Source organism: Archangium sp., from assembly GCF_057119385.1.
Map to the genome: position 1 here is coordinate 51,012 of NZ_DBNGVP010000222.1, position 18,677 is coordinate 69,688.

Consider the following 18,677-nt stretch of genomic DNA (forward strand, 5'->3'; position numbering starts at 1 on the left):
TCAGGGCTTCTCGGCGGAGGCGATGACGTAGTCATCGCAGTTGAACTGGGCGAGGTGCTGGTACTGCTCGGGCTCCAGCTCCCGGACCTCGCGGACCTGCGCGCGGATGCGCTCCGGGCTGACCGAGCCGGGTTGCCGGCTCGCCGCCGTCACCATGCGCAGGGCCGTGAACGCGGTATTCACCGGCCCATAGACATCCGCCGCGATGGATTCGAGCCGGGCCTTCTGGAAGCCCACCGACTTCAGCTCCGTGGCATACCGCTGGACCGTCCAGACGTTGGCCTCCGGAAAGGCAATCAGGCCCCGCCAGTAGCGATGGCGCAGGCGGCGGCGCAGTCCGGCGCCCGCTTCCCGATCCGTCTTCTGGCACATGTCCGCCATGACCAGACGGCCCCCCGGACGAAGTACCCGGAACGCCTCGCGCAGGAAATCGCGCCGCGTGTTGAAATGCATGGCGGACTCGAGCGCGAAGACGACGTCGAACTCGCCCGGGCCAAAAGGAAGCTCGGTCGCGGAGCCCTCGTCCAACTGAACCACCTTCTCGAGCCCCGTGAGCCGGACACGCTCCCGGCCAATCCGGACCTGATTGGGCGTGACGTTCAACCCGTGGATGCGCGCGGGGCGGTACTCCTCGGCCCAGAGGAGATCCTGATCCGCATAGCCAAAGCCACAGTCCAGCACCACGTCGCCCTGCCCCAGGCGCGCCGTCTTCGCGAGCAGGTGGGCCATCTGTGCCTGGGCGGCCTTGAACAGCTCGCCCACGCGCTCGTAGTTGTTCTCGTCGACGCGCTCCACCTCGCGCCAATAGCCGAGGTTGAGCCACAAGGGCTCACGGCCCGTGGTGACCTGGATCTCATCCGACTTGGGAAGACCCGTGACCCAGGCCCCCGTGTCGACCGTATAGAAGCGCTTGGGATCCGCCAGCAGCGCCTTCTTGAGATTCCTCGCGAACGTCGTGACAGCGTTCAGCATTGCCCACCCGACCTTTCATTCATCCAAGACAGTGATTCGGCCCGGGCCCGCTCCAGGCACGCCCGGATCCGCGCCGCCAGGACGTCCACATGGGGCGGGAGCAACATGCTGTCGTGGTCTCCCGGGACGACCTCGACGTGCACCTCCGGGCACCGGTCCGTCCAGCCCGACTCCATCCGCTCCGGCCTCCCCGGCTGGAGCTCGGCGGCCCGGAAGAACCGCAGCGCTCCTCCCTCCCAGCGCGGGGCGGTGTAACGGTGCAGGGCTTCCGCATGGCTCCTCCACACCCGGAGGAAGCGGAGGCCCCGCTCGACGTCCGGGAAGGGAGGCTCGATGCCCCTCCGGGCCGCCTCGTCGAGCACCTTCTGGAGCTGTGCCTCGGCTGGCAGTCCGCGCAGCGCTCCGGCCGGGAGGTCCACCCAGGAGGCCACCATGCCCGCCAGGAGCTCGGCGTCATCCTCGGGTGGTGGCGGGAAGTGCTCCGGGCCGGGCGAGTCGAGCAGCGCGCACAGCGGCACCGCATGGCCCTCGGCGGACAGACGGCGGCCCATCTCGTACGCAATCACCCCGCCGAAGGACGCCCCCACGAGCAGGTATGGCCCCGTGGGCTGCACGGCGCGCAGGAGCTCGAGGTAGTGCGCGGCCATCTCCTCGATGGTGGTGGGCTCCAGTCCTCCCGCCTCCAACCCCGGCGCGTCGAAGCCGTAGGCCGGCAGGTGCGGAGCGATGCGCCGCGCCAGCTCCCGGTAGAAGAGCGTGCGTCCCCCCATCGCGTGCGGGAAGAAGAGCGCCGGCCCGGGCGAGCCCTCCTGGAGCCGCACGAGGCAGCTCGTCCGCTTCGGCACAGCCGGCTCGCGACCGTCCCCGAGCTTCCCCGCCAGTTGCGCGGCGAGCGTGCGCACCGTGGAGAACTGGAACAGCTCCACCATGGGCAACGTGCGGCCCACCAGGGCCTCCACCTTCATGTGCACGGCCTGCAGCAGCAGCGAGTTGCCACCCACGTCGAAGAAGTTGTCGTCCGCGCCCACCCGCTCCAACTGGAGCACCTCCGCCCAGATGGCCGCGAGCGACTGCTCGAGCCCGCTCTCGGGAGCGACATAGGAGGCACCGAACCCCGCCCGCTGCGAATCCGGCGCGGGCAGCGCCTTGCGGTCCACCTTGCCGTTGGGTGTCAGCGGCAGGGATTCCTGCAACACGATGACCGCGGGCACCATGTGCTCCGGGAGGAGCTGCTTCAACCAGGTCCGCAGCTCCTCGGATTTGAGCTCGGGGCCCGAGATACCCTCACCCCGTCCCTCTCCCGGAGGGAGAGGGGTATTGGGGACCACGTAGGCCACCAGCCACCTGCCACTCGGGCCATCCTCCCTGGCCAGGACCACACCCGCGCTCACCCCCGGGTGTCTCGCCAGCACCGCTTCGATCTCGCCCAGCTCGATGCGGAAGCCTCGCACCTTCACCTGTCCGTCCCGCCGGCCCAGGAACTCGAGCCTCCCGTCCGGCAGGTACTTCACCAGGTCTCCCGTCTTGTAGAGCTTCGCTCCCGGCTCCGTGCTGAACGGGTGCGCGACGAACTTCTCCGCCGTCAGCTCCGGCCGGTTCAGGTACCCGAGCGCCAGCCCGTCTCCGCCCGTGTACAGCTCTCCCGGGACTCCCACCGGCACCGGCTGCATCCGCTCGTCCAGCACGTACACGTCCGTGTTCGCCACCGGCCGGCCGATGGGCACCGACACCGCCCCCTCCGGCACCTCCCGCACCTCGTGCCACGTCGTGTTCGTCGTGTTCTCGGTGGGCCCGTACAGGTTCAGCAGCTTCGGGTTTCCACCCCGCCGCAGCACCTCGCGCAGCCGCACCGGGTCCGCCGCCTCGCCGCCGAACATCACGTACCGCACCGTCTGGAACGCGTCCGGGCACTCGGCCGCCACCTGGTTGAAGAACGGCGTCGTGAAGACCATCGCGCTCACCTGCTGCTCGCGCACGAACGCGGCCAGCGCCTTCGGAGACAGCGCCACCTCCCGGGGCACGCCCACCAGACTCGCCCCGTTGAGCAGTGCGCCCCACAGCTCGAGGTTCGACGAGTCGAACGAGGTGTTGGCCATCTGCGTGAAGCGGTCCTCCGCCGTCACCTGGAAGAAGTCGGTGTCGCGCACCAGCCGGACGATGCCCCGGTGCGGAATGCACACGCCCTTGGGCCTTCCCGTCGAGCCCGACGTGTACATGACGTACGCCAGCGACTCCGGCCCGCCCGTCTCCTCGAGGTCCTCCCCGCTCTCGTGCGCGAAGGACTCCCAGGTCAGCTCCAGCACGAAGGCGCCCCCCGCCGGCAGCTCCGAGGCCTGCTCCGGCGCGGCCAGCACCACCGGCACCGCCGCGTCCTCCAACATCAAAGCCAGCCGCTCCGCCGGATACGAGGGATCCAACGGCACGTAGGCGCCCCCCGCCTTCAGCACGCCGAGCATCGCCGCCACCAGCTCCGCCGAGCGTCCCGCGCACAGGCCCACCCGCGTCCCCTCCCCCACGCCCAGGCCCCGCAGGGCCCTCGCCACCTGGTTCGCCCGCCGGTTCAGCTCCCCGTACGTGAGCCGCTGCTCCCCGTACTCCATCGCCACCGCCTCGGGCCGGCGTGCCGCCTGCTCCTCGAACAGCCCGTGCACCGTGGCCTGGCGCGGGTACTCCGTCCGCGTCTGGTTCCACTCCACCAGGAGCTGGCGCCGCTCCTCTTCTCCCAGCAGTGGCAGCTCTCCCACCCGCCGTCCGGGGTCCCCCACCACGCCCTCCAACAGCGTCCGCAGGTGCCCGAACATCCGGGCCATGGTGGAGGCATCGAACAGATCGGTGCTGTACTCGATGACGCCCTCCAGACCCGCCCCGGTCTCCCTCAACGACAACGTCAGGTCGTTCTTCGAGGCCTGGCCCGTCAGCTCCACCGGCCGGGATTCGATGCCCGGCAGCTTCAGCTCCGGCGACGGCGCGTTCTGCAGCGCGAACGCCACCTGGAAGAGCGGCGCGCGGCTGGTGTCACGCGCGGGATTCAGCGCCTCCACCAGCTTCTCGAACGGCACCTCCTCGTGGGCATAGGCCCCCAGCGCCACCTCCTTCACCTGGTGCAGCAGCTCCCGGAAGGACGTCTCTCCCCTCACCTTCGCCCGCATCACCAGGGCGTTGACGAAGAAGCCGATCAGCCCCTCCAGCTCGGCCCGGTTCCGGCCCGCGATGGGCGAGCCCACGCTGATGTCCTCCTGTCCCGAGTACCGGTGCAGCAGCGCCTGGAAGCCCGCCAGCAACGTCATGAAGAGCGTCACGCCCTCCTTCTGGCCGAGCTCGCGCAGCGCCTCGGTCAGCGCCAGCGGCAGGTGCACGGAGTGGAGCGCGCCGCGGTAGCTCTGCACCGCCGGTCTCGGGCGATCCGTCGGCAACTCCAGGGCCGGTGGTGCGCCTTCCAGCTGCTTGCTCCACCAGGCGAGCTGTGACTCCAGCACCTCGCCCCGGAGCCAGCTCTGCTGCCACGCCGCGTAGTCCGCGTACTGGATGGGCAAGGCCTCCAGCACGGGCTCCCTCCCCGCCAGCAACGCCTCGTACAGGGCCTTCACCTCCCGGGCGAGCACCCCCATCGACCACCCGTCCGACAGGATGTGGTGCATCGTCAGGACGAGCACGTGCTCCGCCTCGCCCGTCCGCAACAGGCTCACCCGCAGGAGCGGCCCCTTCCCCAGCTCGAAGGGCCGCAGCACCTCCTCCGTGGCCAGCCGCCTCGCCTCCTGCTCCCGCGTCCCTTCCGCCAACTCGCGCAGATCCACCACCGCCAGGGGCAGCGCCGCTGGCCCGGAGATGACCTGGTGGACTCCGCCGTGTTCACCTTGTTGGAACGTCGTCCTCAGCGACTCGTGCCGGTACACCAACGCCTGGAAGCTCCGCTCCAGCGCCGCCACGTCGAGCTCCCCGTCCAGACGCAGCACCAGGGCGAGGTTGTAGAGCGCACTCCGCGGATGGAGGCGATCGAAGAACCACAACCGCTGCTGCGCGAAGGACAGCGGCAGCGCCCCCTCCCTCGGCACGGGAACCAGCGGCGGAAGCCGGGACTCCCGCGAGTCCTCCGACATCGACTCGAGCCGCCTCGCGAGCTCCGCCACCGTCGGCGCCTCGAAGAGCACCCGCACCGGGACGTCTCCCTTCAGCGCCTCGCGCAGGCGCGACATCACCCGCATCGCCAGCAGCGAGTGCCCGCCCAGCTCGAAGAAGTTGTCGTGTGCGCCCACTCGACGCACGCCCAGCAGCGGCGCCCAGATGTCCGCCACCACCTGCTCCAGCTTCGTCCCGGGCGCGACGTAGGCTTCGTGTCCGGTGCCTTCCTCCTCCGGCTCCGGCAACGCCCGGCGGTCCACCTTCCCACTCGGCGTCAGTGGGAAGGACTCCAGTGTCATGAAGACGGACGGCACCATGTACTCGGGTAGCCGCTCCTTCAGCCAGAGACGGAGAGACTCGGGCTTCAACCCGGGGCCCGTGGCACCCTCACCCCGTCCCTCTCCCGGAGGGCGAGGGGATATGGGCGCAGTGGGGAATGTGGGAACGGTGGGGGATGTGGGGACCACGTAGGCCACCAGTTTCCTGATGCCAGTGCCGTCTTCCCTCGCCACCACCACTACGTCCTTCACCGCTGGGTGTCTGGCGAGCGCCGACTCCACCTCCGCCAGCTCGATGCGGAAGCCGCGCACCTTCACCTGCGCGTCCCTCCGCCCCAGGAACTCGAGGTTTCCGTCCTCCTGATACCTCGCGTAGTCCCCCGTCCGGTACAGCCTCGCTCCCGGCTTCGTCTTGGACTCGTCCGGGAGGAATCGCTCCTCCGTCAGCTCCGGCCGGTGCAGGTAGCCCCGCGCCACCGCCGCCCCTCCGATGTACAGCTCCCCCACCACTCCCACCGGCACCGGCTCTCCCTTCGCATCCAGCAGGTGCACGCTCGTGTTGGCTATCGGCCTGCCAATGCTCGGGACCTCCGGCCACCGCTCCGGATCTCCCTCCAGCCGGTACGCCGTCGCCACGTGCGTCTCCGTCGGGCCGTACTGGTTCTCCAGCACCCCTCCCAGCCTCTTCATCAGCCGGCGCAGCGCGGGCGTCACCCTCAGCTGCTCTCCCGCCGTGATGACTTCCTTCAACGCCCTCGGCGCCAGGCCTCCCCGATCCGCCTCCTCCGCCAGGTTCTGCAGCGCCACGAAGGGCAGGAACAACCGCTCCACGCCGACGCGGTCCATCCTCTCCAGCAGCGCCCTCGGCTCCAGCCTCAGCGCCTCGGGGATGAGCACCAGCTCTCCACCCGCCCCCCACGTGGAGAACAGCTCCTGGAAGCTCACATCGAAGCTCAGCGCCGAGAACTGCAGCGTCCGGGGCTTCTCCGCCGAGCGCTCCACCTGCCAGCGAATCAGGTTGAGCAGCGGCCGGTGGTGCATCGCCACGCCCTTGGGCACTCCCGTCGAGCCCGAAGTGTAGATGACGTAGGCCAGTGACTCCGGCCCCGACACCGTCTCCGGGTTGCCCTCCGCGCACCCCGCCCAGGCCCCCTCGTCCGCGTCCAGGTACAGCCGCGTCGCCTCACCGGCCGGCAGCGTGTCCCCCCATTGCTTCTGCGTGAGCAGCACCGGCGCCCGGGACGCCCCGAGCATCATCGCCAGGCGCTCGGCCGGATAGGCCGGGTCCAGCGGAACGTAGGCGCCACCCGCCTTGAGAATCCCCAGCACCCCCACCGCCAGGTCCATCGAGCGCCTGACGCACAGGCCCACCGGTACGTCCGGCCCCACTCCCAGGCCCCTCAGGTGGTGCGCCAGCCGATTGGCCTTCCGGTTCAGCGCTCCGTAGGTGAGCCGCTCGTCCCCGAAGCTCACCGCCACCGCTTCCGGCGTCCGGTCCGCCCACGCCTCGAACAGCTCGTGCACCCCGTTGGCCGGGGCGTACAGCACCTTCGTGTCGTTGAACTCCACCACCACCCGCCGCCGCTCCGCCTCGTCCATCAACGGCAGCCCCGACACCTTCCGCTCCGGCTCGGCCACGGCCCCCTCCAGCAGCCGCGTGTAGTGCGCCGCCATCCGCGCCACCGTCGCCTCGTCGTAGAGGCCGGTGTTGTATTCCCAGAGGCTCACCAGCCCTTCCGGCGTCTCCCTCACGAACAGCGTGAGATCGAACTTCGCCATCCCCGGCTGGAAGGCGAGCTCGCTCGCGGACACCCCGGGGAGCGCCATCGCAGTCAGCTCGGTCTGGTAGACGAACATCACCTGGAAGAGCGGCGACCGGCTCAGATCCCGGGCGGGCTGGAGCGCATCCACCAGTTGCTCGAAGGGCACGTCCTGGTGCGCATAGGCGCCCAGGCACGACTCCCGTACCCGGCCCAGCAGCTCCCGGAAGCTCACGTCCCCCGAGCCATCCACCCGCAGCGCCAGCGTGTTGAGGAAGAAGCCGATCAGCCCCTCCACCTCGCGCCGGTTGCGCCCGGAGATGGGCGTGCCCACCACCAGGTCCGTCTGCCCGCTGTAGCGCGTCAGCAGCGCCTGGAAGCCCGTCAGGAACGCCATGAACGGCGTGACGCCCTCCTCGTGGCTCAGCAGCGCCTTCACCGAACCGGCCAGGCCCGCCGGGAGCGGCACGGTCAGGTGCGCCCCACGGAAGGTCTGCACGGGCGGCCTCGGCCTGTCCGCCGGCAGCTCCAGCACCGGAGGCGCTCCCGCCAGCCGCTGTTTCCACCACGCGAGCTGCTCCTCCAGCACCTCGCTCTTCAGCCACTCCCGCTGCCACGCCGCGTAGTCCGCGTACTGCACCGGCAGCGCCGGCAACGCGGGCTCCGTCCCCGCGCGGAACGCCGCGTACAGCGTCTCCAGCTCGCGCGACAGCACGCCCAGCGACCAGAGATCGCACGCGATGTGGTGCATCACGAGCACCAGCACGTGCTCCTCCGCCGCCGTGCGCAGCAGCTTCACGCGCACCAGCGGACCCGTCCCCAGGTCGAACGGGCGGCGCGCCTCCTGCTCCACCCGCCGCTTGGCCGCGTCCGCCGCCTGTCCCTCCAGGTCCTCCACCGTCAACGGCAGCGCCAGCTCCGGCGCGATGTGCTGCACCGGCCGTCCATCCACCAGCAGGAATGTCGTCCGCAGCGTCTCGTGCCGCCGGATGACCTCCGCGAGGCTCCGCTCCAATGCGGCCACCTCGAGCCGGCCTCGCAGCCGCACGGCGTAGGGAACGTTGTACGTGAACCCTCCCGGCTCCATCTGCTCGATGAACCACAAGCGCTGCTGCGCGAAGGACAGCGGCAGCTCGCCCTCTCGCGGCACGGGCACCAGCGGGGGAACCCCGGCCTCCTCCGTTCCTCCCGGGAGCAACTCGAGCCGCGCCGCCAGCGCCTCCACCGTGGGCGCCTCGAAGAGCATCAGGATGGGGAACTCCCGCTGGAGCTCCTCGCGCAACCGCGTGGCCACCTGCGCCGCCAGCAGCGAGTGCCCGCCCAGCTCGAAGAAGTCGTCCCGTGCCCCTACGCGCGGCTGTTTCAGCAGCGGCGCCCAGATGTCCGCGACCCGCTGCTCCATCCGCGTCCGCGGCGCCACGTACTCCTCACGCTCCGTCCCCTCCGCCTCCGGCGCGGGGAGGGCATCTCGATCCAGCTTCCCGTTCGGCGTCAGCGGCAGGCGCTCCAGCCGCACGAAGGCCGATGGCACCATGTACTCGGGCAGCGTCTGCTTCAGCCAGGTGCGGAGTTCCTCGGGTTTCAACCCGGGGCCCGTGGCACCCTCACCCCGTCCCTCTCCCGGGGGGAGAGGGGAGATTGGGACCACGTAGGCCACCAGGTGCTTGCCGCTGGGTCCATCGTCCCTCACGACCACCGCGACCTCGCCCACCCCCGGGTGCTTCGCGAGTGCCGCCTCCACCTCTCCCAGCTCGATGCGGAAGCCACGCACCTTCACCTGGGCGTCCCCGCGTCCCAGGTACTCGAGCCTCCCGTCCGCCAGGTACCGGACCCGGTCTCCCGTCTTGTACAGCCGCGCCCGAGGGTCCTCGCTGAAGGGGTGCGGCACGAACCGCTCGGCCGTCAGCTCCGGCCGGTTCAGGTACCCCAGCGCCAGCCCGTCTCCTCCCGCGTACAGCTCTCCCACCACCCCCACCGGCACCGGCTGCATCCGCTCGTCCAGCACGTACACCACCGTGTTGGAGATCGGCCTTCCGATCGGCATCGGGTTCCGCACCTGCCCCGGCTCCGTCATCACGTAGCAGCAGGTGAAGGTGGTCACCTCCGTCGGCCCGTACCCGTTCACCAGCGTCCCGGCCACGCCCTGCTCCAGCACCGCCCTCACCCACCTCGGGTCCGCCGCCTCGCCCCCGAACAACACCTGCCGCACCGTGCGGAACGCGTCCGGGCACTCGGCCGCCACCTGGTTGAAGAGCGACGTCGTCAGGAACATCGCGCTCACCCGCTGCTCGCGCAGGAACGCGGCCAGCGCCCTCGGGGCCAGCGCCACTTCCCGCGGCACTCCCACCAGGCCCCCTCCATTCAGCAGCGCACCCCACAGCTCCAGCGTCGACGCGTCGAACGAGGTGTTGGACAGCAGTGCGACGCGGTCCTCTCCCGTGAACCGCACGAAGTGGGTGTCACGCACCAGCCGGACGATGCCCCGGTGCGGAATGCACACGCCCTTGGGCCGCCCCGTCGAGCCCGACGTGTACATGACGTACGCCAGCGACTCGGGCCCCACCGTCTCCTCGAGGTTCTCCCCGCTCTCGTGCGCGAAGGCCTCCGGCGACAGCTCCAGCACGAAGGCGCCGCCCGCGGGCAGCTCCGAGGCCAGCTCCGGCTGCGCCAGCACCACCGGCACCGCCGTGTCCTCCAACATGAACGCCAGCCGCTCCGGCGGGTACGACGGATCCACCGGCACGTAGGCGCCCCCCGCCTTCAGGATGCCGAGCGTCGCCACCACCAGCTCCACCGAGCGCCCCGCGCACAGGCCCACCGGCGTCCCCGCCCCTACCCCCAGCCCCCGCAGGGTCCGCGCCACCTGGTTGGCCCGTACGTTCAGCTCGGCGTACGTGAGCCGTTGCCCCTCGTACTCCACCGCCATCGCCTCGGGCCGGCGCGCCGCCTGCTCCTCGAACAGGGCGTGGACACTGGCGTGCCTCGGGTACTCCGTCCGCGTCTGGTTCCACTCCACCAGCAGCAGCCGCCGCTCCTCCTCATCCAGCAGCGGCAGCGCGGACACCTCCTGCTCCGGCCGCGCCACGGCGCCCTCCAGCAGCCGCGTGTAGTGCGCCGCCATCCGCGCCACCGTCGCCTCGTCGTACAGGCCGGTGTTGTACTCCCACAAGCTCTCCCAGCCCTCCTCCGTCTCCCTCACGAAGAGGTTGAGATCGAACTTCGCCAGCCCCGTCTCGAAGGCCACCTCTTCCGACACCACTCCGGGCAGTGGCAGCGCGGGCGCCGGGTCGATTTGCGAGAACATCACCTGGAACAGCTGCGCGCGGCTCGGGTCCCGCACCGGCTGCAGGGTGTGGCTCAACTGCTCCACCGGCAGCTCCTGATGCGCATAGGCACCCAGGCAGGCCTCGCGCACGCGCCCGAGCAACGTCCGGAAGCTCGCCGCTCCCTGGACCTGGACCCGCAGGGGAAGCGTATTGACGAAGAGGCCCACCAGCCCTTCCAGCTCGTGCCGGGTGCGCCCCGCCATGGGCGAGCCCACCACGATGTCCGTCTGCCCGCTGTAGCGCGCCAGCAGGGCCTGGAAGCCCGCCAGCAACGTCATGAAGGGGGTGACGCCCTCCCGGCGGCTCAGCTCCCGGAGGGCCCTGGAGAGCGCCTCGGGCAGCCGCACCAGAATCATGGCGCCCCGGAAGGTCTGCACCGGGGGCCTCGGCCTGTCCGTCGGCAGCTCCAGCACGGGAGGCACCCCGGCGAGCTGCTGCTTCCACCAGCCCAGCAGGGACTCCAGCGCCTCGCCCTTCAGCCACTCCCGCTGCCACCGGGTGTAATCCCCGTACCGCACCGGCAGCTCCGGCAGCGAGGGCTCACTCCCCGAGCAGAGCGCCTGGTACAGCGCCGCCAGCTCCCGCGCGAGCACCCCCACGGACCAGCCGTCACAGACGATGTGGTGCATCACGAGCACCAGCACGTGCTCCTCCGCCGCCACGCGCAGCAGCAGCGCACGGACGAGCGGTCCCTTCTCCAGATCGAACGGGCGCCGGAACTCCTCCTCCACCCGCCGCTGGACCGCTCCGGTGCGTTCCGCTTCCGGCAAGGACTCCACGCTCTCCACCGGGAGCGAGAGCGCCAGCGCTGGCGCGATCCGCTGCACCGGCTGTCCCTCCACCTGGGTGAACGTCGTCCGCAGTGATTCGTGCCGCTGGAGGAGCGCCCCCAGGCTCCGCTCCAGCGCGGACACCTCGAGCCGGCCTCGCAGCCGGGTGACGTACGGCACGTTGTACGTGAAGCCTCCCGGCGCGAGCTGCTCGATGAACCAGAGTCCCTGCTGCGCGAAGGACAGCGGCAGGACTCCTCCGCCCGGCTGGGACACGAGCGGTGGCGGCCGTGGCCCCTGAGACGGCTCGGCGGCCGACTCGAGCCACCGCGCGAGCTCCGCCACCGTCGGGGCCTCGAAGAGCGCACGCACGGGCAGCTCCACCCGGAGCACCTCCCGCAGGCGCGAGACGACTTGCGTCGCCAGCAGCGAGTGCCCGCCCAGCTCGAAGAAGTGGTCGTGTGCGCCCACGCGCCGCACGCCCAGCAACGAGGCCCAGAGCTCCGCGACGAGTGCTTCCAGCGCCGTCCGGGGCGCGACGTACTCCGTGCTCAGCCCTTCCGGCTCCGGCTCGGGCAGCGCCTTGCGGTCCACCTTGCCGTTCGGGGTGAGCGGTAACGCCTCCAGCCTCACGAAGGCCGAGGGCACCATGTGCACGGGGAGGGCCTGCTTGAGCCAGGTCCGGAGAGACTCGGGATTCAGCCCGGGGCCCGTGGCACCCTCACCCCGTCCCTCTCCCGGGGGGAGAGGGGAGGTGGACTCAGTGGGCGTACTCGAGCCACCAGGCATACTGGCGGCAGTGGGGACCACATAGGCCACCAGTCGCTTGCCGCTGGCGCCGTCGTCCCTCGCCACCACCACCGCCTCGCCCACGTCCGGGTGCTTCGCCAGCGCCGCCTCGATCTCCCCCAGCTCCACGCGGAACCCGCGCACCTTCACCTGCTCGTCCCGCCGCCCCAGGAACTCGAGGTTCCCATCCGCCAGGTACCTCGCCAGGTCTCCTGTCTTGTAGAGCCTCGCCCCCGGCCTCGCACTGAAGGGGTGGGCCACGAACCGCTCCGCCGTCAGCTCCGGCCGGTTCAGGTACCCCAGCGCCAGGCCCTCGCCCCCCACGTACAGCTCTCCCGCCACCCCCACCGGCACCGGCTGCATCCGCTCGTCCAGCACGTACGCTTCCGCGTTCGCCGGTGGCGTCCCCATGGGCACGGACACCGCCCCCTCCGGCACCTCCTTCACCACGAAGAACGTGGACGCCGTCGAGTTCTCCGTCGGCCCGTAGCCATTCACCAGGGAGCGCGGCGCGCCCCGCTCCAGCACCGTCCGCATCGCCTTCGGATCCGGGGCCTCGCCTCCGGCCACCATGTACTTCAGCGAGTGGAACGCATCCGGACACTCGGCCACCACCTGGTGGAACAGCGCCGTGGGCAACACCGTCACGCTGATCCGCTTCTCCCGCAGGAACGTGGCGAGCGCCCGCGGGGACAGCGCCACCTCCCGGGGCGTCCCCACCAGACACCCGCCATTCAGCAGCGCGCCCCACAGCTCCAGCGTCGACGCATCGAACGCGGTGTTGCACACCTGCGCGACCCGCTCCTCCTCCGTCAGCCGCACATGGACGGTGTCACGCACCAGCCGGACGATGCCCCGGTGCGGAATGCACACGCCCTTGGGCCGTCCCGTCGAGCCCGACGTGTACATGACATACGCCAGCGCCTCCGGCCCGCCCGTCTCCCCGAGGTTCTCCCCGCCCTCGTGCGCGAACGTCTCCCAGGAGCGCTCCAGCGGCACCACCGTCGCGCTCACGGCCGCCCACCTCGAGAGGTATTCCGGCTGCGCCAGCACCACCGGCACCGCCGTGTCCTCCACCATGAACGCCAGCCGCTCCGCGGGATACGACGGATCCAACGGCACGTAGGCGCCCCCCGCCTTCAGGATGCCCAGCATCGCCGCCATCAGCTCCAGCGACCGCTCGGCGCACAGCCCCACCCGCGTCCCCGCCCCCACCCCCAGCCGCCGCAGATGTCTGGCCACCTGATTGGCCCGGCGGTTCAGCTCCGCGTACGTGAGCCGCTCGCCCTCGTATTCCACCGCCTCCGCCTCGGGCCGGCGCGCCGCGTGCTCCTCGAACAGCCCGTGCACGGTGGCGGGGCGCGGGGACTCCGTCCGTGCCGGGTTCCACTCCACCAGCACCTGGTGCCGCTCGGCTTCCGATAGCAACGGCAGCTCCGCCAGCGCCCGCTCCGGATGCGCGAGCGCCACCTCCAGCAGCCGCGCGTAGTGCGCCGCCATGCGAGCCACCGTCGCCTCGTCGAAGAGCGCGGTGCTGTACTCCCAGAGGCCCACCAGCCCCCGCGGAGTCTCACGCAGGAAGAGGGTGAGATCCGTCTTCGCCACTCCGGGCTCGAAGACGAGCTCCTCCACGGCCACCCCGGGGAGCTCCAGCGCGGCGAAGGGCGCGGTCCCCTGGAGGACGAACGAGGCCTGGAACAGGGGCGTCCGGCTCGAGTCCCTCACCGGCTGCACGGCGTCCACCAGCTGCTGGAAGGGCACCTCCTGGTGGGAGAAGGCCCCCAGGCAGGACGCGCGCACCCGCTTCAGCAGCTCCCGGAAGCCCAGCCCTCCCGGAGCCTCCACCCGCAGGGGCAGCGTGTTGGCGAAGAAGCCGATCAGCCCCTCCAGCTCGCGCCGGTTGCGCCCGGAGATGGGCGTGCCCACCACGACGTCCGGCTGTCCGCTGTAGCGCGCCAGCAGGGCCTGGAAGCCCGCCAGCAGCGTCATGAAGGGCGTGACCCCCTCCAGACGGCTGCGCTCGCGCACCGCCGTGGACAGCGCCGGAGGCAGCGCCACCCGCAGCACGGCCCCGCGCGAGGACTGCACCGCGGGCCTGGGCCTGTCGGTGGGCAGCTCCAACACGGGGGGAGCTCCGGCCAGTTGCTCCTTCCACCACGCGAGCTGCGCCTCGAGCGCCTCGCCCTTCAACCCCTCCCGCTGCCACACCGCGTAGTCCGGGTACTGCACGGGCAGCGCCGTCAGCCGGGGCGCCTCTCCCCGCGAGTACGCCGCGTACAGCGCCGTCAGCTCCCGCTCCATCACCTCCAGGGACCAGCCATCGCAGACGATGTGGTGCAGCGACAGCAGCAACACGTGCTCGTCCGCCGCCAGCCGCAGCAGCCGGGCCCGGAACAGCGGCCCCTTCTCCAGCTCGAACGGACGCCGGGCCTCCTCCTCCACGAGCCGCAGGGCCGCCCCGGTGCGCTCGCCCTCCGCCAGCCCCTCCAGGCTCTCCACGGGCAGCGGGAGCTCCGGCTCCGGGCCGATCCGCTGGACCGGCTGTCCATCCTCCAGGGTGAACGTCGTCCGCAGGGCCTCGTGCCGCCGGACGAGCGCCTCCAGGCTCCGCTCCAGCGCCGCCACCTCGAGCCGCCCCTTCAACCGCGCGGCGAGGGGAACGTTGTACGTGAAGCCCCCCGGCGCGAGCTGCTCGATGAACCACAACCGCTGCTGAGCGGAGGACAGGGGCAACGCCGCGGCCCTGGAGACCGGGACCAGGGGCGAGGCTCCGCGTCCCGGCCGCGTGCCCGGCTTCGCTCCGGTGGTTCTCTCGGGGGGCTGCACATCGCGCACGTTCATATCGACCTGGGAGTCCTGAATCGGATGGAAGACTTCGAAACCAGGGTGGAAGACAGACTCAGGCGGGGCTGCCGGGCTGCTCCTTCAAGCGCTCGCGCAGGAGGAACTTGCGGATCTTCCCGGAGGGCGTCTTCGGCATCTCGGAGATGATCTCCAGGCGATCCGGCCAGTACGAGACGGACATGCCGGCCTTGCGCAGGTGCTCTCGCAGTTCATTCAAGGTGGGGACCTCGTCGCGAGGCACCACGACGGCGCACACCCGCTCGCCGCCGATGCGATCATCCGCGTGGGCCACGACGGCGACCTCGCGCACCTTGGGATGCGCGTACAGCGCCGACTCGACCTCCACGACGGGAATCTTCATGCCGTGCCGGAAGATGATGTCCTTGAGCCGGCCGGCGATGCGGATGCCTCCGCGCCCGTCGTCGCGCGCCAGGTCGCCCGTGTCGAACCACCCCTCCGCATCCACACACGCGTTGTAGATGTCCTCGCGCTTGAAGTACCCGAGGCACTGGCTCGCGCCGCGCACCAGCAACCGCCCCGCGCCATCCGGGAAGGGCGTCCCGTCCTCGGAGAGGGCCGGAGCGATCTTCACCTCCATCCAGGGCACGGGAGCGCCGTCGCTGTTGGCGGGCCAGTCGGGCGGATCCTCGTGCCGGGTGATGGTGACGGCGCCGTTCTCCGTCATGCCCCAGAGCGTGTGCAGCCGGACGCCGAGCACCTCGCGCACCTCGGCGATGAGGTGGGGAGGCACGGGCGTGGAACCCGTGGCCAGACACCGGAGCGTGCCCACCTTCCGTGGCCGGCGCTTCTGCGACGCCAGCATGTTCAGGTAGTACGTGGGAATCCCATACATGAACGAGATTCCATGCTCCTCGATGAGCTTGAGGTGGAACTCGGGATCCGCCACGTCCAGGTAGACCGCCGTCGCCCCGAGCAGGACGGGCATCTGGAAGAGGTAGGTGAAACCACTCGAGGCGGTGAGGAGGCTCGGCAGGGAGATGACGTCGTCCGCGCCCAGCCCCAGGGTCTCGTTGAGCGCGCGGGTGATGGCGTAGTTCGTGTTGTACGAGTGGATGACGCCCTTGGGCTCGCCGGTGGTGCCCGAGGTGTAGAGCACGTTGAACACGTCATCCGCGCGGGCCGTCAGCGCGTCCAGGCTGCTGGACGGATGGCGCTCCTCCCACGGCTGGGAGACGAAGTGGGCGTCGAAGTCGAGCTCGCCCTCCCCCACCCCGCTGCCCGCCCCGAGGAAGATCCGGTGGCGCAGCGCCGGGAGCGCCGGAGCCATCTCGCGGAGCATGTCGCGATGGGAGAAGCCGGTCCAGCTCGCGGGCCCGATGTACACGGGCGCCTCGGTCCTGCCGAGGATGAACTCCACCTCGCGCCGCCGGTAGTCCGGAGGAATGGGCGCGAGCACCGCGCCGATCCGCGCGCACGCCAGGGCCAGCGCGGTGAACTGCCACCAGTTGGGGAGCTGCACGGCGACGATCTGCCCGCGCCCGACGCCCAGCTCGCGCAGGGCCCCGGCGAACCGCTCCATGTACCGGCCCAGCTCCGCGTAGCTGATCCGCGTGAGATCCCTCGAGAAGTACCGGGCCGCGATGATCGCCGTCTTGTCCGGGTGTTTCCGGATCGCACGGCGGAGGTCATCGACAACAGTCTCGTCGCGCCACCAACCCCTCTGGCGATAGGCCGAGCCGTTGAGCGGCACGACAGTGCTGCCGGATTTCTCCGCCATTGTCATATCTCCCCGATTGATTTGTTATTATGTGATTTGGGGTTTCATGCCCTAACACTTTCTTTGTGGCTGGCCAATGTCGGATTTTTTTTTTACATCGGCCCCAAAGTTCACACATTGACGAGTCACCGCTCGATTTCCTATAGGGTGAGCCCGCTTTAGCATCGAAGTCAGGAATTGCCCCCCCATCCATCATGACTCGCTCGATGACCGCAGCAACGACAAACGCTCGCGTCGAGCGCCCCTCGGATGATGCCCTGGGCCCGCTCCAGGCGCATGCGAGACATATCCGGCGGCTCATCGTCCGGCTCGCCGCCACCCCCGCGGGATGCCATGTCGGAGGCTCCCTCTCCCTCGTGGAGATCCTCGTGGCGCTGCTCGGGCGCGTCATGAAGCTCCATCCCCAGGAGCCCCTCTGGGAGGGGCGGGATCACCTCATCCTGTCCAAGGGACATGCCGCGGCGGGGCTGTATGCCGCACTGTCTGAATTTGGATACTTCGATCCCGAGGAGCTCGTCCAGAACTACAACGCGGAGTGCAGTCATTTCACTGGGCATGTCAGTGCAAGGGTTCCCGGGGTGGATTTCTCCACCGGCAGTCTCGGACATGGACTGGGTTTGGGAACCGGGCTCGCGCTCGGCTACCGGCTGAAAGGCCTGTCCAATCGTGTCTATGTCATCTGTGGCGACGGCGAGATGGGCGAGGGCTCCAACTGGGAGGCCCTCCAGATAGCCTCACATCAACGCCTGTCCAATCTGACAATAATTATCGACCGGAACGGGGGCCAGAACGACGGCCCGACGGAGTCCATCCTCTCCCAGGCCGCCCTCGCGGACCGGCTGCTCACGTTCGGGTTCGACACCGTGGAGGTGGACGGGCATGACCTCCCAGCGCTGCTCCAGGCGCTGGAAGCCCCCGCCACCGGGACGGCCCCGCGCGCCGTCATCGCGAAGACCCAGAAGGGAGCGGGCGTGCCGCTGTTCAAGGGCAAGGGCCCGCACTACGCCGTCTTCTCTCCCGAGCAGCTCCGGCGCGCGCTCGTGTCCATGGGAGAGACCCCTTGAGCGGCCCCCAGACGGGCGGCGCGGATCTCGCGAGCGCCCCGGAGGCCTGGCTGCGGGAGAACCCCAAGCTCTCCAACCGGCAGATCTTCCGGCATGCCCTCGCGCGCTTCGCGGACCAGGATTCGCGGCTCGTGCTGCTGGAGGCGGACCTCGGCGGCGGGGGAGATCCCTTCGAGGCCCGCCACCCCGGCCGCTCCTTCAACCTGGGCATCTGCGAGGCCACGATGCTCGACATGGCGTGCGGCATGGCGCACGTGGGGCACGTCGTCTTCGCGCACACCTTCGCGCCCTTCGGGGCCATGCGCGCCTGCGAGCAGGTGCGGCTCGGCATGGCCTACCCCCAGGCCAACGTGAAGCTCGTCTGTGACTACGGCGGCATCTCGGGCGCGTTCTTCGGGCCCACCCACCACGCCATCGAGGACCTCGCCATCCTCCGCGCCATGCCGGGGATGACGGTGTTCTCCCCCGCCGACGGCCTGGAGACGATCCTCGCCACGCGCGCGATGATCGACCACGACGGCCCCGTGTACATGCGGCTCGGCCGCAACCGGGTGAGCCGGCTGGAGGAGCCGCGCGGTGGCTTCGCGCTCGGCAAGGCGCTCTGTCTCCGGGAGGGCACCGACGTGGGGCTGATCGCCCACGGGGAGATCGGCGTCCACGTGGCGCTGGAGGCCGCCCGGCGGCTGGAGGGCCAGGGCGTCTCGGCGCGCGTGGTGAACCTGCACACGCTCAAGCCGCTCGACGAGGCGGCCATCCTCGAGACGGCGGAGCGGACGCGGCTGCTCGTCACGGTGGAGGAGCACAACATCCTCGGCGGGCTCGGCGGCGCGGTGTGCGAGACGGTCTGCGCGCATGGGCCCGCCCGGCGGGTGCTGCGGATCGGCATCCAGGATCGCTACGACCCGCTCGCGGGCTCCCACGAGTCGCTGCTGCTCGGGCACGGGCTCGAGGGCGCGGCGGTGGCCGAGCGCATCCTCGGCACGTGGCCGCGTCCCCAATAGGCGTCGTTGGAACCTG

At 70.5% G+C, this 18,677-nt stretch carries 5 protein-coding genes; 2 read left to right on the plus strand and 3 right to left on the minus strand.

Annotation, left to right across the window (positions count from 1 at the left end; all coding sequences use genetic code 11):
* Genes AC16DP_RS50425 through AC16DP_RS50435 form a run of 3 tightly spaced genes read right to left on the minus strand, consistent with a single transcriptional unit; the run spans position 1 to position 16,596 of the window.
* Complete coding sequence (locus AC16DP_RS50425; RefSeq protein ID WP_329734407.1) at positions 1-972, minus strand: SAM-dependent methyltransferase; 972 nt, start codon at positions 970-972, stop codon at positions 1-3.
* Positions 966-14,855 (minus strand): non-ribosomal peptide synthetase, encoded by a 13,890-nt coding sequence (locus AC16DP_RS50430; protein ID WP_329734406.1) that lies wholly within the window; start codon positions 14,853-14,855, stop codon positions 966-968. The genes AC16DP_RS50425 and AC16DP_RS50430 overlap by 7 nt, the downstream gene beginning before the upstream one ends.
* 58 nt (positions 14,856-14,913) lie before the next feature.
* Positions 14,914-16,596 carry an AMP-binding protein gene (locus AC16DP_RS50435; RefSeq protein ID WP_329734405.1) on the minus strand — a complete coding sequence of 561 codons (1,683 nt, stop codon included), beginning with the start codon at positions 16,594-16,596 and terminating at the stop codon, positions 14,914-14,916.
* 206 nt (positions 16,597-16,802) lie between these two features.
* On the opposite strand from AC16DP_RS50435, the gene AC16DP_RS50440 reads away from it, so the two are divergent.
* Together AC16DP_RS50440 and AC16DP_RS50445 are read left to right on the plus strand one after the other, a co-directional pair.
* Complete coding sequence (locus AC16DP_RS50440; RefSeq protein ID WP_329734404.1) at positions 16,803-17,660, plus strand: transketolase; 858 nt, start codon at positions 16,803-16,805, stop codon at positions 17,658-17,660.
* The gene (locus AC16DP_RS50445) at positions 17,657-18,661 is read left to right on the plus strand and encodes a transketolase family protein (protein WP_329734403.1); all 1,005 of its coding nucleotides are present in this window, start codon (positions 17,657-17,659) and stop codon (positions 18,659-18,661) included. The genes AC16DP_RS50440 and AC16DP_RS50445 overlap by 4 nt, the downstream gene beginning before the upstream one ends.
* The last annotated feature ends 16 nt before the right edge of the window (positions 18,662-18,677 follow it).

Excerpts from the sequence above, each read along its gene's own strand:
- AC16DP_RS50430 (WP_329734406.1), bottom strand. The coding sequence starts at position 14,855 with ATGAACGTGCGCGATGTGCAGCCCCCCGAGAGAACCACCGGAGCGAAG.
- AC16DP_RS50425 (WP_329734407.1), bottom strand. The coding sequence starts at position 972 with ATGCTGAACGCTGTCACGACGTTCGCGAGGAATCTCAAGAAGGCGCTG.
- AC16DP_RS50440 (WP_329734404.1), top strand. The coding sequence starts at position 16,803 with ATGACCGCAGCAACGACAAACGCTCGCGTCGAGCGCCCCTCGGATGAT.
- AC16DP_RS50435 (WP_329734405.1), bottom strand. The coding sequence starts at position 16,596 with ATGGCGGAGAAATCCGGCAGCACTGTCGTGCCGCTCAACGGCTCGGCC.